We start from the raw sequence: 14,612 nt of genomic DNA, 5'->3' as shown, positions 1-14,612 counted from the left end.
TATAATTATGCAAATTACAATTCGTGGACATCATTTAAGCATTACCCCGGCAATTGAGGATAATATTCGTTGTAAGTTCAGCCAGATGACCCGGCACCTGGATCAGGTGAACAGTCTGCAGGTGAAACTGAGCAAGGATCATCAGCAGGACCGGCGATCGAAAAAAGGCAGTGCCAACCACATTGCAGAAGCAATTTTACGTTTGCCGGGTGTTGAGCTGTTTGCTCAGGCCTCGGCAGATGATATGTATACTTCAATCACTAAGCTGACTGAAAAACTGAAAAAACAATTGAATCGGCATCGTAAAATGCAGCTGGATTATCAGCCGATTGCAATTTAAATTTTACAGTGCTGCTTAAAAGAGAGGTTGAAATATACCTCTTTTTTTATTCATAAAATTTGTACCGGCTGATGAATTATTCTCATGAGTTATAGTAAAATAGCCAATTTTTACACTGTCAGTCCCATAATGAGGTCGATGTAATGAATAGTGAACAGCTAACCGAGATATTAAAGGCGGCTTTTCCTGATGCTGAAGTTGCTGTGAGTGGACAAGCCGGTAAATTTGACCTCCGTATTGTGGATGACCAGTTTGACGGGAAAAGAACCGTGGCTCGTCAGCAGGCTGTATATGCGCCATTGAATCCGTATATTGCAAGTGGTGAAGTGCATGCTGTGACCATTCGCGCAATGACAAAGGAAGAGTGGCGTCAGGCTAGTCTGTTTGGAGCTTGAGCGTTAATGGATAAATTTTTAATCAACGGTGGTGTGAAACTTGAAGGTGAAGTGCGTATCTCCGGCGCCAAGAATGCTGCACTGCCTTTACTTGCAGCCATGATTCTGGCGGACTCTCCGATTACCCTGACCAATGTTCCAAACCTTAAGGATGTCAACACCCTGGTAAAGCTGATTGCCGGTCTGGGGATCAAAATCAGTTATGAAGGGGATACGGTTGTTGCTGATACTGCGACCCTGGACAATCAGTTTGCGCCCTATGAGCTGGTTAAAACCATGCGCGCTTCCATTCTGGTCCTGGGGCCATTGGTGGCGCGTTATGGCAGTGCAAAAGTTTCCCTGCCGGGTGGCTGTGCCATCGGCTCACGTCCTGTCGACCAGCATTTAAAAGCGCTGGAAGCGCTGGGGGTACATATTGAAGTTGAAGCCGGTTATGTCCATGCCAGTGTTGACGGTCGTTTGAAAGGCGGCGAAGTCATTTTTGACATGGTGACCGTCGGGGGGACTGAAAATATTCTGACTGCTGCGGTACTGGCAGAGGGAGTGACCACCATTCGTAATGCAGCACGCGAACCGGAGATTACCGATCTTGCGAAAATGCTGATCAGGATGGGGGCAAAAATTGAAGGCCTGGATACCGACACGCTGGTGGTGACCGGTGTGGAAAGCCTGCATGGCTGTGAGTATGCAGTGGTTGCTGACCGTATTGAAACAGGTTCATATCTGGCCGCAGCGGCAATTACCGGAGGCAGGATTAAAACCACTCATACAGATCCGAATTTGCTGGAATCAGTATTGGATAAGTTTGAGGAAATGGGTGCGGAAGTGACCCGTGGTGAAGACTGGATTGAACTGGATATGATGGGCAAGCGTCCAAAAGCCGTCAGTTTCCGGACCTTGCCACATCCTGAGTTTCCGACAGATATGCAGGCGCAGGTCATGGCGGTGAATGTCATCGGTCGTGGCTTTGCCACCATTTCTGAAACGATTTTTGAAAATCGATTTATGCATGTCCCTGAATTGTCACGTATGGGGGCGAATATTCAGGTGGAAGGCAATGATGCCGTGGTGACCGGTGTGGAAAAACTTTCTGCGGCACCGGTTATGGCAACCGATTTGCGGGCGTCTTTTTCGCTGGTGCTGGCTGCACTTGCGGCGGAAGGTGAAACATTGATTGACCGGATCTATCATATTGACCGTGGTTATGAAAATGTTGAGGAAAAACTACAGGCGCTGGGGGCTCAGATTAAGCGGGTGGTTAATTCATGAATGATATGCGTAACAATGATCCAAATTTTGATGTCATGGGTAATTTTGATCATGGATTGACTCTGGCATTAAGCAAGGGACGTATTTTAAGGGAAACTTTACCTTTGCTGGAGACAGCGGGTATTCAGCTGCTTGAAGATCCCGATAAGTCCCGTAAATTAATTTTTCCGACCACACACCGACAGGTCCGGATTCTGATTTTACGTGCCTCTGATGTGCCGACCTATGTGGAAAATGGTGCTGCTGATCTGGGCGTAGCCGGTAAGGACGTGCTGATGGAACACGGTGCACAGCATGTATATGAACCGCTTGATTTAAAAATTGCCAACTGCAGGCTGATGACCGCCGGCAAGGTCGGTATGCTCCGTCCAAAGGGTCGTTTAAAAATTGCGACTAAATACGTCAATTTAACTCGTCAATATTATGCGAGCTTAGGTGAGCAAGTTGATGTGATTAAGCTTTACGGGTCAATGGAGCTTGCGCCATTGGTTGGTTTGGGTGATTACATTGTTGATGTGGTGGATACAGGGAATACCTTGCGTGCCAATGGTTTAGAGCCATTAGAAGAAATCTGCAAGGTTTCTTCACGTTTAATTGTAAACAAGGCCAGCTTTAAGCGTAAACAAGTGGTTTTAAATCCAATTTTGATGCAACTTGAGCAAGCTGTTAAAGCACGTCAAAACTAAGTTTTAGGATGGATCTAAAAGGTCGGCTTCGGTTGGCCTTTTTATTTGAGTTTTTCTGGGTTACGTAAAGCATAGATATTTTTCAGCTGTTGCTGATTATTGAAAGCGAAAGTAAGTACCATGACACAACAATGGTTTGAGTTATATAATTTGAAACCGGCACCGCCATTGATATGACACATTTCCCAGGATAATTCAGTCCATGCCTGAAAGAGTAAGCGTTGGAAGAAACGTAAAATAGCTGGGAGATCATTCAAAGGTTCCCGAATCGCAGATACTTTTCCACCACCATCTGCTGCAAACTGAATATCGTCACTGAGTAGTTGTTTCAATTGATCCAGATTGTGTGAATGAATAGCCGCTTTGAAGGCATTCAATAAGAGGATTTGCTGATCAGTTGGATGGGTCGAAAGTATATTGGGTTCATCTGAGATGCGTTTTCTGCTACGGGTCACTAATTGTCGACAATTACTTTGCTGTTCTTGAAGAATCCCGGAAATCTCAGCATAGTCAAGATTAAAGATATCATGTAATAAATACGCTGCTCGCTCTTTGACGGAAAGCTTCTCAAGAACTAAAAGAAAGGCAGTAGAGAGTGTATAGTCCGACTCTATCGAGAACGTTTCTGTATGGTGATAGGGTTCAGGTAACCATGTTCCAGTATATTCAGTTCTGGATCTATGATGCGAGCGGAGTAGATCAATACAGTGGCGTGTACATACAGAGGTCAGCCAGGCTTGAGGATTGGTAATATCTTGTTTAGGTTGCTGCTGCCATTTTATAAAAATATCCTGTAAGACATCTTCGGCATCACTTGTTGAACCTAACAACCGATAAGCGAGACCAAACAAAAATGTTCGACTCGCCTGAAATATCCTGAAGTCCTGTTCAGTCAAAACTGTTCCCGTTTTCATTGATGTTAATGCTGTGAAATTGCAATCCGATTCCATAGATTAATCATGCCGGTCAGTAAAGTTAAAGCTGAAATCTGTTGCTCACTGTAATATTTTAACAGCGTTATACGTAACGGTTCATAATCAGTGAGTGCATGTAAAGTGGTAAGCGCCTCAACCCAGGCAAAAGCCGCTTTTTCCTGCTCAGTATAATCATTGCAATGTCGCCATACCACCAGACGATCCAGGCGTGATTGTATTTCACCATCCGCCGGCGCTTCGGCAATATGCATCTTCACGCAAAAAGCACAGCCATTGATTTGTGAGGCGCGTAATAGAACAAGGTGGTAAAGAGAGCGGTCAATCAGTGCCAGGTCGAGAATATTTTGATGAACCTGATAGAGGTAATTAATTGACTGTGGTAAATGTTTTTTCGGATCGATGTTGTGAGTCGACATGTTCTATTCCTCATCTGAATTAATATGGACGTTAAATTGACGAATCGGCTCTGAGGTTTGTGACATAAAATATGAATATAAGTTTCAACCAATTGTTTTTGTTTGTTAAATAATTTTACTGACCGCTGTAAATTAAGAAATATGCCTTGATCGGAAAGCTGAGTCTTTTTGATGGGTTTTTTCGCCTATATTCCATCCACAAGCCTGGCGAAAAGGAGTAAACTTAGCGCTCTCTTATTCGTCTTGTGGGTAAATTGATGCGACGTTTATCGACTCAGGATCAAAACTTTAAACAGGCTTTTGCTGAACTTCTGGCATTTGAAACTGTGAATGATCCTCAATTAGTACAAACTGTAGACCAGATCATTGCTGATGTTCGTCAGCATGGTGATGATCATGTACTTAAATTAACGCAGCAGTTCGATCGACATCCAGCGCATCAATTCTCTGACTTAGAGCTAACCCAGGAACAGCTGAAAACTGCATTTGACGGTTTAAGTACTGAAATTCGTCAGGCGCTGGAGCTGGCAGCAAAACGTATTCGTTCTTTCCATCAGGCGCAAAAGCAAGAGGGATGGACGTATGTGGATGAGCTGGGTAATACCCTGGGCCAAAAAATAACTCCGCTTGATCGTGTCGGAATTTATGTGCCTGGTGGATTAGCATCTTATCCATCATCTGTACTTATGAATGCTTTGCCTGCACATGTAGCGGGTGTATCTGAAATCATCATGGTGTTTCCAGCACCGGATGGTGAATTGAATCCATTGGTACTGGCTGCTGCATATTTAGCAGGGGTGAGCCGGGTATTTACCATCGGTGGTGCACAGGCCGTTGCGGCATTGGCTTATGGTACACAAACCATCCCAGCTGTCGATAAAATCACAGGACCAGGCAACCGTTTTGTTGCCGCAGCAAAAAGAGCTGTTTTTGGTCAGGTCGGTATTGATATGATTGCGGGGCCTTCGGAAATTCTGGTCTATGCCGAGGGTGAAAATAATGCTGAATGGCTGGCGATGGATGTATTGTCTCAGGCAGAGCATGATACTGTCGCACAGGCCATTTTTATTACCCCTGATGAAGCATTGTTAAATGCAGTCGATGCTGCGATTGAAAAACATTTAACTGAGTTACCAAAAGCGGAAATTGCCAGGACTTCAATTCAGAATCGCGGTGCATTGGTGTTGGTTAAAGATCGTGCAGAAGCCGTTGAACTGATTAATCAGGTTGCACCTGAGCATTTGGAATTATGTCTCGATGATGCGGAATTGATGAGTCAGGATATTCGTCATGCGGGTGCGATCTTTATGGGGCGTTATACCCCTGAAGCGATCGGCGATTATTGTGCAGGTCCAAACCATGTTTTACCGACTTCTGGCACAGCACGTTTTTCATCGCCACTCGGTGTTTATGACTTCCAGAAACGCTCGAGCCTGATTATGTGTTCGCAGGAAGGTGTTAGAACACTGGCCAAAGCAGCCGATGCACTTGCTGTACAGGAAAACCTTGATGCCCATGCGCGCTCAGCACGTTACCGTTATCAATAACCGATTCGAAGCATGGATGGGGGCTGATAAGAGCCCCTTTTTTTGAGATATATGAGGGTGGAACAATGACGTTTACAACAGAACAAATGCGTTTTTGGAGTCCGGAAGTTCGTGAATTAGAGCCTTATGTGCCAGGCGAGCAACCCAGAATTCAGAACGTACTCAAATTGAATACGAACGAGAATCCATATCCGCCATCGCCAAAAGTGGTGGAAGCAGTCCAGGCTGTTTTAGTGGATCATGCAGATGCTTTACGTCTATATCCAGACCCGGATGCAACTGCTTTAAAGCAGGCAATTGCTGTTCAGCAACATGTTGATATCGGCCAGGTCTTTGTCGGCAATGGTTCAGATGAAGTGCTGGCGCATATTTTTAAGGCATTTTTTATTCAGGAACATCCCATACTCTGTCCGGACATCAGTTATAGTTTTTATCCGGTATACAGCCAGTTCTTTGCAGTTCAGACCCGTAAAGTGGCATTGAATGATGACTTTGAAATTGTGGTGGCGGATTATCAGCAACCCAATGGCGGTATTATTATTGCCAATCCGAACGCACCCACCAGCATTGCATTGGGGTTGGATGCCATTGAAAGTCTGTTGCAGGCAAATCCGGATTCCGTTGTGGTGATTGATGAAGCCTATGTGGATTTTGGTGCAGCATCCGCTGTTACCCTGGTGCGTCAGTATGAAAATCTGGTGGTGTGTCAGACCACCTCAAAATCCCGTTCGCTTGCCGGACTGCGTGTTGGATTTGCCATTGCACAACCACATTTGATTGCCGCATTGGAGGCTGTGAAAAACAGTTTCAACTCATATCCGATTGACCGTTTTGCCATTGCCGCAGCGGTGGCGTCATTTGAGGACCAGGCCTATTTTGCAGCGCAGTGTCAGAAAGTGATACACAGTCGTGAACAACTGGTGGCAGACTTAAGGGCACTGGGGTTTAAGGTGTTGCCTTCACATGCCAATTTTATTTTCGCATCATTGCCTGGCCGTGATGCAGGCGAGCTGGCGAAACAATTGCGTGAGTCCGGCATTATTGTCCGTCATTTTAACCAGCCGAGGATTGACCAGTTCCTGCGGATCACCATTGGGACTGATGTGCAGAATCAGCGATTGGTGGATACCCTGAAACAGCAGATTGCGGTTTAACCGGGGTTTAGTGCCATGTGTTGATTAAATCCAGCATGGCTGAGACTTTATCAAAACATTCCTGATATTCGGCATCACAATCGGAAGCAACGGTAATTCCACTACCGGCCCATAATGACAGCTGGTCCTGTTGTTTTTGAATGGTACGGATTAAAATATTCCATGATCCGCTGCCATCAAAGTTAAAAAAGCCCATAGAACCGCAATAGGCACCCCGTGGTGCGGCCTCCAGTTCCTCGATAATCTGCATGGCCCGGATTTTGGGAGCGCCGGTGATCGAACCACCAGGCAGCGCGTCCATCAGCATCTCTACAGGATGGACATCCTGCTTTAGGGTTGCAGTGATTTCACTGACCATATGATGCACCTGGTTAAAACTTTTAATTTCAAATAAGCCCGGGGTTTTGACCGAGCCGGTTTCAGCATGCACACTCAGGTCATTGCGCAGTAAATCCACAATCATGACATTCTCTGCCTGATCCTTGGCGGAATGCGCCAGCATCTGCCTGGATTGTTCATCCAGGATCGGATTGTCATAACGTGGCGTGGTGCCCTTAATCGGCCTGGTCACGATGTGCCGATCCGAATAAAAATTGATGAACAATTCCGGTGAGCAACTGAGTAATTCGAAATCATCGAAAGCGAAATAACCTGCATAGGGTGCCTGTGTCAGTTGCCACATCTGATCGGCAGTGTCCAGCAGTGTACCTTCAACAGTTGCAGTAAACTCCTGAGTCAGATTGACCTGATAACAATCTCCGGCCCGGATATAGTCCTGCACCTGTTCAAAGGCCTGACTGTATTGTGATCTGGACCATAATGGCTGACAGGCAGTGTGTAATTTAAATGGCGTGGGCGTGGATGGCGCAGCTTCGGATAACAGCAGTTCAGTCACCTGTTGCAGTATCTGGCTGAAACTCTGTTCATCGGCGTACAATATCCATTGATCATTTTCATATTTCAGGAACGTGCTGTAGCGTCCCAGGAAAAAGCCTGGCTGCATGCGGTGATGGTTATCAATCTGTTGTGCTGCTGCAAAGTCATAGTCAAAAAAACCAAGATATCCACCTTTAAAATCAATTGTCCGGCAGTTGGCTGCTGTTCTGTCATCAGGGGCAGCAAACTGAACAAATTCAGGAATGGACAGGGTGTGGACGCTTTGTCGGTATTGAAATTTTCTGGTATGCGGATCACTGATCCGGTGATATTGCCGGGTGTGTTGTCCGCTATGTATCAGAAAAGCTGAGGGTAATAGTCCAATGACCGGCATATCATTATTTTTCAGATAAATACATCCAGGCAGGCGGTTCAGCCGTTTCAGGATATCGGCAATGTCAGATCCGATATGTAATGGATGTCTTTTTAGGAATGAATCACTGGACATGATGGGCCACAATGCTGAATTTACGCTATTTTACAATAAAACTGTAGATAAGATGGCATGCGGATACCGTCTGTCGGTTAAATAGTTTTTTTGATCAATAGCAGTTGAACAAAAAATAACATACGGTTAATTTAAAAGGGCAAAACGGACTACTCAAGGATTGAGGTTACTGTTGTAGAAAAAGAAAAACAACAGGCGCTGCGGAGAGTGGTTAAAAATGAAAAAAATACTCTTGGGAGGAGTGTACATGAAATTATTTACTCAACTTGCTTTGGTTTCAGCCGTGGCGATCAGTTCAAATGCAATGGCATTACAGGCTATGGATGACAGCGCTCTGAGTGCAACAACAGGGCAGGATGGTATCTCGATTGGTATTGGTATTTCCAAAGTGCAGATTGATAACCTGAACGTATTTGATGGTGATGGTCTTGCAACAACAGCAGGTACTCCACCAGTCAGTACGGCAGGTGCAGCCGGTGCGATTAATCTGACTGATGTTGTGGTCAGCGCGCCTTTAAATGCAGCAGGTACAGGTCCGGATACTACCCGTATGCTGGCTTCACATAACCTTGCAGATCTGAAAATTGACACTGATGGTGGTAATGGTGCGCCGTTCCTGAATGTTGCAGCAGCAGTTTCCGGCCTGGATATTCATCTGGGTCCGATCTATGTGGCTGAAGCGACTCAGGACAGCACAACAGGTTTATATACAGCAGACACCGGTGCATCTTCTACCAGAGCGGAAATTTTAAGTGGTCTGTCTCTGAAAACCGGTATCACCACTGCAAATATTCAGTTGGGTAATACACCACAGGGCGCAATGATTAAACTGGACGGTTCAATGATTGGCGGTCTGGAAATCAGTAACCTCTCACTGAAAGATGCTTCTGCCGGTGGTGGTGGTTCAATCGTCATGGGTAAAATCAAAGTTAACGATACAGGTTCAACAGACCTGGCTCTAAATGCTGATGTGGCTGTACGTCCGGAAGGTCTGCAGATCACTGCAATGAAAAATGCTCAGGATATTTATATCCAGAACATTCGCCTGGGCAGCGCATCATCCAGCTCAATTGGTGATGTTCAGGTCAGTGGTTTGAAAGTATTTAATGGTGCTACAGGTACAAATCCTGGTGCAATTATTACTATTGCTGGCCACTAAGACTTTAATATATAAAGGAAAACGCGTGTCCGCACGCGTTTTTTACAAAAAAAACCTGAAATTCATGCAAAAAAATAAAAAAAAGCTGTATTTTTAAAAAAAAACGGGTATCTTTTAATCACAGGGATGTAGAGTATTTACTCTAAAAATAAAATCAACTCTATTTGGCAATTGATACGCCGATACATGAATAGTTAACATTATGTTGGAAATTACTTTGGGGTCGGCATTAATTTATTATTTTGCCAGCCATGCACTGGATGTAAAACAAAAACCGGCAGATGCTGTTTATTATACTGAGCTTGCGGATCCAAGGAATCAATCATTTTCCCGATTCCACCGTGAAGCGGTTGAAATTAAACCTGCGGTTGAAAATCAATTCAGAGGCATTGTACGCCAGGCTTATGACTATAGTTGCGGCTCTGCTGCATTAACCACCCTGCTCAATGGTCATGTGGGCACTCAGCTGACTGAACTGCAAACCATGGAAGGCCTGCTGAAATTCGGTGAATATAATCGGATTGTCGAGCGGCGCAGTTTCTCACTATTGGACATGAAACGTTTTGTGACGGCACTTGGCTATGAAAGTGGCGGTTATAAAGGCGAACTCTCCGATCTGGTCCAGCAAAAACAACCTGCAATTGTCCCAATTTCCTACGCGGGTTTTAAACATTTTGTCGTATTTAAGGCTTATAAAAATGGCCGTGTCTATGTGGCCGATCCGGCACTGGGCAATATCAGTTTTGATCAGGAAAGATTCAAGCAGATCTGGGAAAATAACACCCTGTTTATTGTCAGTGTTCCAAAAGAGCAACAAAAGGATTTACTGGCCTTGCAGGATGCAGATTTAAGACATGTGGATGATGCAACCATCAACCGTTATGCATTGGTCGATGCACAATTTTACAATGATCAGCACATCAATAAAATTGCAGATAAAGCATCGACCATGAGACGTATTATTGATCCGGATAGGAACTCGAGTACGTATGGTCAGCCCGTTACATCTTTTATGCGTCTGTATTATAAACGCAAATAAAAGATCAATAAAAAACGCAAATAATCAAAACTGTTTCTGGTGGGAAAAAGATGAATAATCATTGGATGAAAAAAACACTGCTTGTGCTCAGCATTCAGCTGGTTACCGGTGGAGTCTATGCAGCTGAAACTGCGGATGCTGTGGCAGCCAGTGCCGACCATGCGAATGATCAGACAGATCAAAGTCCGGCAACCCATGCGAAAAGTGTGGAAAGTAAGGCGGTCAGTACGGCAAGTCCGGATCAGCAGGTTCAGCCTGTTGCCGAACCTGCCAGGATGAATCAGGATGAAACACCGTCACTGGTGCCTGCAGCCGGTAGTCAGGCGGCTACTGCCCTGCAGCAACAGGAAGGTGATGCAACCCAGGAAACCAATTTGCAGGAAGTCTTCACCTCTAATGAACGTCAGTATTCATTGATTAAGAAAGGTGATCTTTCAACTTTTTATGATCTGGATTATTCCTACTATCGGGATACGCAGATTAATGCGGCCATCAATAACGGCACGCCATTCCAGCTGCGGGTGGATGAGGATGCCAACCATACGCTGTCCAATACCTTTACGATGCAGTATGGGGTGCTGGATAATCTGACGCTCACTGCATCCGTGCCGCTGATTGCAAAATCAGACAATCTAAAAGATACCAGCACGGCAGGTCTCGGAGATATCAGTTTTGGTGCACGCTGGGAACCCTTTCCGCTGAAAACCGGTCGTTTGCCTTTAATCCTGTTTGGTAATGTTTCGACCAAAACCGGCGACAGTCCGTATGAAATTAATCCACAGACCGATCTGTCAACAGGTAAGGGCTATTACTCTGTCGGTCTGGGTGCCAGTACCCGTAAATATATTGACCCGGTGGTTCTGTTTGCATCTGTTTCAGCCAACTATGGCTTTAAGGAAAGTGGACTGGATCAGCCTCGGGGTGGCGATGAAAACGGACCGCGTTACCTGGAGGAGTTTGATCCGGGCGTGACCGGTGGTTTTTCTTTTGGTTTTGCCTATTCGTTTAACTACGATGTGTCGATGACCATGTCTTATCAACAGTCCTTTAACACCAATACGTCGTTTACCTATAGACCACGTGAGGACGGCCGGGTTGAATCCTATAAGGCTGCTGACCAGACCAGTGCCATGTTTTCCATTGCCCTGGGAGTGCGTGTTTCACCTGAAACCATTGTTAACGGAACGCTGGGGATTGGTTTGACCGAAGATTCTCCTGATGTGTCATTAGGGTTGTCTTTCCCACTGGATATTCTGGGTCTCAGTAAGAAAAAAGCACGCTAAAAGGGAACTGGTATGAAAAACATACGTTTGCGCCCGTTAGTCACTGCAATCTTCTTAACGGGATGTTCTACTCAGGCCTTTGCTCACCTGGGCCTGAACCTGTCTGTGGATGTACGCTCTTTAGCCCTGGGCAATGCTGTGACAGCAGATCCGCCCGGGATCAGTGCCATTCATTTTAACCCTGCCGGTTTAACAAAGCTGAAGGGACTACAGACGGATGTGCAGGGAATTGTTGCAAACTTTGATATACAGCGGAGTTTTTCAGCCCCGGCGGGATACAATGTTTTTGGCTATTCAGATGATCCGCTGGTCTGTAATGACAGTCCGGATAATCCATCCAACCTGTGTACTGACTACAAGGGCGAAGTCCGCGGCGATGTGGAATATGCCAGTCTGTATGTGCCTTTTTTAAAAAAGATTGTTGATCTTGGAGAAGGCTGGCCGGTTCTGGCTCCGACAGGTGGCGTTTCATATAATCCGCCTGGCTCCAGGCTGACCTATGCAACTGCGGCATATGCGCCCATGGTTGCAGGCTTTGGTTCTGAAAATGGCAATCCCGGAAACTATATGGGACAACAGGTGGCCATTGAGCGGGTGACTTATTTGTCTCCTTCCATTGCCTACCAGGTGAATGATGAGCTGTCCATCGGTGCATCCATCGGCATGTCCTATAATGCGATGGCTTTAAAGAGCGATCTGCGTTTCCCGAATGAAATGATCGGGGTTCTGCGTATGATGGATGAATCCGTTTGCGCACCATTCCGGGAAAACTCCAATGTCATTACCGATCTGCTGCTGTTCGGTATCTGTAATGCAAAAGAAGGCATGAATCCTTTTAGTAAGTTTGGGCAGTTGCAGCTTTCCATGGAGCAGAGCCTGAGTCCAAGCTATAACCTGGGGCTTATGTGGGAGCCGAATGATGAATTCGGTTTCGGTATGGTGTACCAGAGTGCCGCAAAAATGCGTATGAAAGGCAAGTACTACATTGATAACGCCAATGCGCCGCGTGAGTTGATTAAAGGATTGAATTCATCTGCAACCGGGCAGATTCTTGCTGCAATATTAGGATTCCCCAATAACATTCCGGCTGCGGAATCTGGTTTAGTGGCCATGGATCTTGAATATCCGGCACATTTTCAGGCCGGGATCAAATATAAGATTTTACCTGACTTACAGGTGAATTTTGATCTGGGATGGACTGATTTTAAAGCCTGGGATAAATTCAAATTTGAATTTGACCGACAGGTTTCGGCCTTGAAAATTGCAAAACTGCTGTCCAGTGATGTCACGGACACCAGTCTGTCATTGCCACTTGGATTTAAGTCTCCGTGGAGCTGGGGCATCGGCTTTGAGTATTCGGCCACGGATCGTTTAAAGCTACGGGTCGGTTATGAACCCCGTGCCAGTGCGATCCCTGATAATAAACGTAACACAATGGTGCCGATTAACAATGCCCAGTTGTTCGGTCTCGGATTGGGCTATCGCTTTGATGAAGATACAGATATTGACCTGTCGGTCGGCTTCCTGCGCAGCCGCGATAATATTCCGGCCAATACCAGTGATTTAGCCAATAGAACAGGTGTGGATAATCTTTTACTGAATCCCTATGCCGGACTGGATGTCAAGACCAACACCAAAGTTACTATTCTGGGCCTGAACTATAGAACGAGATGGTAATGTCCTTAAAAATGGAAAGAATCATGACATATCGACAGGCTGTGATGTCCCTTTGCCTGGGAGTGACTCCAATGGTCTGGGGTGGTGGTTTTTATACGATTATCGGGCCGGATGGTCGTCCAATCGTGGTTCAGCAGCGTGTTGAAGTGCAGCAGAAAACTGTTGAACCAACGAAATTGCAGCGTGAAATTGCCAGGCAGCCGCTGCCGGTAGAGCAAAAAGAAGAAAAACCAGCGGTAAAAAGTGTGCCGCTACAACATGAAGCAGAACCATCGGGGGCTGTGCTTAGCCCAGCTACAGTGGTTGAGCAGAATACGGTCACTGAAAAAAATACGGTAATAAAAAGCCCGGTGATTGAAGTTGAAAAGGCAGTAACAGTAAAAACGGATCATTCTGCGGCTCAGTCTATGGATGCTTTGAAAAGCCAGCAGCCCCTGCATGAACATAACACACCATCCACGGCAATGGTACCGCCGGCGATTGCTTCATCCAGTCAGATGAATCAGCAGGCTGTTGCTCCTGCAGTGCCGATTCAATCCGCTGAATCACAACATGCTCATGCTTCCCGGCCATCCGCAGTGGTAAAAAAGAATGATGATCAGGCTGGACCGGCATTGGCTGCAGATAAAAACTTTACCGTGATTGACGGGGTGAAATATGTCAATAACGAATATCTGGAAGAAAAGGAATTTAACCTGGAAGGCAAAAAACGTTTTTATGTCATGCCGGAAATGCCCGGAGTGGGCAGTGCAGGGCGTCTTGAAAGCGTAGAAAGGGAAAAGGGCGTTGGGCGTTCCACGATTGACTGGATCCGTGGCAGGAAATCTGAACAGCATGCACCCATGGCACTTTCATCCAGTTATTACAGATTGCCACGTGCAGAAGTGGTCCAGACGCTGGGTCAGTCCTGTTTCAGTGGGAAAAAAATAGACAAGGCCAAATCCCTGAGTCTGAAAAACCAGCAGATTGGTTTCTGGCCAGTGCCGCCAATTAAGGAAAATTTTGCTTTTGAAATCGTAAAGCTTGATCCGGGGGTGCAGGACATTTTATTGACCTCCTATGCATCATCCAGTCGGGAGCCCAGCTACTACTGGCCACTGGTGGTGTTTCTGGATCAGCAGGGTTGTGTGATTGAAGGGGTCAGTGGATTTAAAAATCAGGAAATTAATGCAAACCATCTGCAACATGCTGCACTTGAAGGCCTATTGAAAAAACCGGCTTCTGCAGCCTATCTGTTCATGACCCCCTTGTCTGCGGCCATTGATGCTGAAAACAAACAGCTGACCAATCAGGGACAAATCAAATTGAGTGTCATACGTTAAATTACA

Annotated in this window: 14 protein-coding genes; 11 read left to right on the top strand and 3 right to left on the bottom strand. The window is 45.8% G+C overall.

The window, feature by feature from the left end; translation table 11 throughout:
* Positions 1 to 7: 7 nt before the first annotated feature.
* The 4 genes from hpf to hisG all read left to right on the top strand — a co-directional run bounded on the left by hpf (position 8) and on the right by hisG (position 2,690).
* Positions 8 to 340 (top strand): ribosome hibernation-promoting factor, HPF/YfiA family, encoded by a 333-nt coding sequence (hpf, locus tag ACT6PV_RS11085; RefSeq protein WP_445116411.1) that lies wholly within the window; start codon positions 8 to 10, stop codon positions 338 to 340.
* A gap of 143 nt (positions 341 to 483) precedes the next feature.
* Positions 484 to 735: a BolA family iron metabolism protein IbaG gene (gene ibaG / locus ACT6PV_RS11080; protein WP_445116410.1), complete on the top strand. Its 252-nt coding sequence runs from the start codon at positions 484 to 486 to the stop codon at positions 733 to 735.
* 6 nt (positions 736 to 741) lie between these two features.
* Positions 742 to 2,004: a UDP-N-acetylglucosamine 1-carboxyvinyltransferase gene (gene murA, locus ACT6PV_RS11075; protein ID WP_445116409.1), complete on the top strand. Its 1,263-nt coding sequence runs from the start codon at positions 742 to 744 to the stop codon at positions 2,002 to 2,004.
* Positions 2,001 to 2,690: an ATP phosphoribosyltransferase gene (hisG, locus tag ACT6PV_RS11070; RefSeq protein ID WP_445116408.1), complete on the top strand. Its 690-nt coding sequence runs from the start codon at positions 2,001 to 2,003 to the stop codon at positions 2,688 to 2,690. Before murA ends, hisG begins: the two co-directional genes overlap by 4 nt.
* A gap of 41 nt (positions 2,691 to 2,731) precedes the next feature.
* On the opposite strand, the gene ACT6PV_RS11065 is transcribed toward hisG, so the two are convergent.
* On the bottom strand, positions 2,732 to 3,604 hold the full coding sequence (locus ACT6PV_RS11065; RefSeq protein WP_445116407.1) for a sigma-70 family RNA polymerase sigma factor: 873 nt from the start codon (positions 3,602 to 3,604) through the stop codon (positions 2,732 to 2,734).
* Between the two features lie 5 nt (positions 3,605 to 3,609).
* Positions 3,610 to 4,041 carry a carboxymuconolactone decarboxylase family protein gene (locus ACT6PV_RS11060; protein ID WP_445116406.1) on the bottom strand — a complete coding sequence of 144 codons (432 nt, stop codon included), beginning with the start codon at positions 4,039 to 4,041 and terminating at the stop codon, positions 3,610 to 3,612.
* Between the two features lie 257 nt (positions 4,042 to 4,298).
* Here ACT6PV_RS11060 and hisD point away from each other — a divergent pair, with 257 nt between their 5' ends.
* Both hisD and hisC read left to right on the top strand, forming a co-directional pair.
* Positions 4,299 to 5,588: a histidinol dehydrogenase gene (hisD, locus tag ACT6PV_RS11055; RefSeq protein ID WP_445116405.1), complete on the top strand. Its 1,290-nt coding sequence runs from the start codon at positions 4,299 to 4,301 to the stop codon at positions 5,586 to 5,588.
* Between the two features lie 65 nt (positions 5,589 to 5,653).
* Positions 5,654 to 6,742 carry a histidinol-phosphate transaminase gene (gene hisC / locus ACT6PV_RS11050; RefSeq protein WP_445116404.1) on the top strand — a complete coding sequence of 363 codons (1,089 nt, stop codon included), beginning with the start codon at positions 5,654 to 5,656 and terminating at the stop codon, positions 6,740 to 6,742.
* A 7-nt stretch (positions 6,743 to 6,749) separates the two neighbouring features.
* Here hisC and ACT6PV_RS11045 read toward each other — a convergent pair whose 3' ends face one another.
* Positions 6,750 to 8,126: an anthranilate synthase component I family protein gene (locus ACT6PV_RS11045; RefSeq protein ID WP_445116403.1), complete on the bottom strand. Its 1,377-nt coding sequence runs from the start codon at positions 8,124 to 8,126 to the stop codon at positions 6,750 to 6,752.
* 247 nt (positions 8,127 to 8,373) lie between these two features.
* Here ACT6PV_RS11045 and filA point away from each other — a divergent pair, with 247 nt between their 5' ends.
* The 5 genes from filA (at position 8,374) to filE (ending at position 14,606) form a co-directional block, all read left to right on the top strand.
* Positions 8,374 to 9,285 (top strand): putative pilus system protein FilA, encoded by a 912-nt coding sequence (gene filA, locus ACT6PV_RS11040; protein WP_445116402.1) that lies wholly within the window; start codon positions 8,374 to 8,376, stop codon positions 9,283 to 9,285.
* Positions 9,286 to 9,487: 202 nt separating this feature from the next.
* A complete protein-coding gene (gene filB / locus ACT6PV_RS11035) occupies positions 9,488 to 10,324 on the top strand; it encodes a putative pilus system C39 family peptidase FilB (protein ID WP_445116401.1) in 837 nt (278 codons plus the stop codon).
* Between the two features lie 50 nt (positions 10,325 to 10,374).
* Positions 10,375 to 11,607 (top strand): putative pilus system protein FilC, encoded by a 1,233-nt coding sequence (gene filC / locus ACT6PV_RS11030; protein ID WP_445116400.1) that lies wholly within the window; start codon positions 10,375 to 10,377, stop codon positions 11,605 to 11,607.
* A 12-nt stretch (positions 11,608 to 11,619) separates the two neighbouring features.
* A complete protein-coding gene (filD, locus tag ACT6PV_RS11025; RefSeq protein ID WP_445116399.1) occupies positions 11,620 to 13,284 on the top strand; it encodes a putative pilus system OmpP1/FadL family transporter FilD in 1,665 nt (554 codons plus the stop codon).
* 23 nt (positions 13,285 to 13,307) lie between these two features.
* Positions 13,308 to 14,606, top strand: a complete 1,299-nt coding sequence (filE, locus tag ACT6PV_RS11020) for a putative pilus assembly protein FilE (RefSeq protein WP_445116398.1) — start codon at positions 13,308 to 13,310, stop codon at positions 14,604 to 14,606.
* Positions 14,607 to 14,612 lie beyond the last annotated feature (6 nt).

Source organism: Acinetobacter sp. WZC-1, from assembly GCF_052544965.1.
The sequence above is the reverse complement of the archived record's forward strand: the minus strand, read 5'-3'. Positions and strand labels throughout refer to the sequence as shown.

Bases quoted from the DNA above. Each gene is read 5' to 3' on its own strand.
- hpf (WP_445116411.1), top strand. From the start codon at position 8: ATGCAAATTACAATTCGTGGACATCATTTAAGCATTACCCCGGCAATT.
- ibaG (WP_445116410.1), top strand. From the start codon at position 484: ATGAATAGTGAACAGCTAACCGAGATATTAAAGGCGGCTTTTCCTGAT.
- murA (WP_445116409.1), top strand. From the start codon at position 742: ATGGATAAATTTTTAATCAACGGTGGTGTGAAACTTGAAGGTGAAGTG.
- hisG (WP_445116408.1), top strand. From the start codon at position 2,001: ATGAATGATATGCGTAACAATGATCCAAATTTTGATGTCATGGGTAAT.
- ACT6PV_RS11065 (WP_445116407.1), bottom strand. From the start codon at position 3,604: ATGAAAACGGGAACAGTTTTGACTGAACAGGACTTCAGGATATTTCAG.
- ACT6PV_RS11060 (WP_445116406.1), bottom strand. From the start codon at position 4,041: ATGTCGACTCACAACATCGATCCGAAAAAACATTTACCACAGTCAATT.
- hisD (WP_445116405.1), top strand. From the start codon at position 4,299: ATGCGACGTTTATCGACTCAGGATCAAAACTTTAAACAGGCTTTTGCT.
- hisC (WP_445116404.1), top strand. From the start codon at position 5,654: ATGACGTTTACAACAGAACAAATGCGTTTTTGGAGTCCGGAAGTTCGT.
- ACT6PV_RS11045 (WP_445116403.1), bottom strand. From the start codon at position 8,126: ATGTCCAGTGATTCATTCCTAAAAAGACATCCATTACATATCGGATCT.
- filA (WP_445116402.1), top strand. From the start codon at position 8,374: ATGAAATTATTTACTCAACTTGCTTTGGTTTCAGCCGTGGCGATCAGT.
- filB (WP_445116401.1), top strand. From the start codon at position 9,488: ATGTTGGAAATTACTTTGGGGTCGGCATTAATTTATTATTTTGCCAGC.
- filC (WP_445116400.1), top strand. From the start codon at position 10,375: ATGAATAATCATTGGATGAAAAAAACACTGCTTGTGCTCAGCATTCAG.
- filD (WP_445116399.1), top strand. From the start codon at position 11,620: ATGAAAAACATACGTTTGCGCCCGTTAGTCACTGCAATCTTCTTAACG.
- filE (WP_445116398.1), top strand. From the start codon at position 13,308: ATGACATATCGACAGGCTGTGATGTCCCTTTGCCTGGGAGTGACTCCA.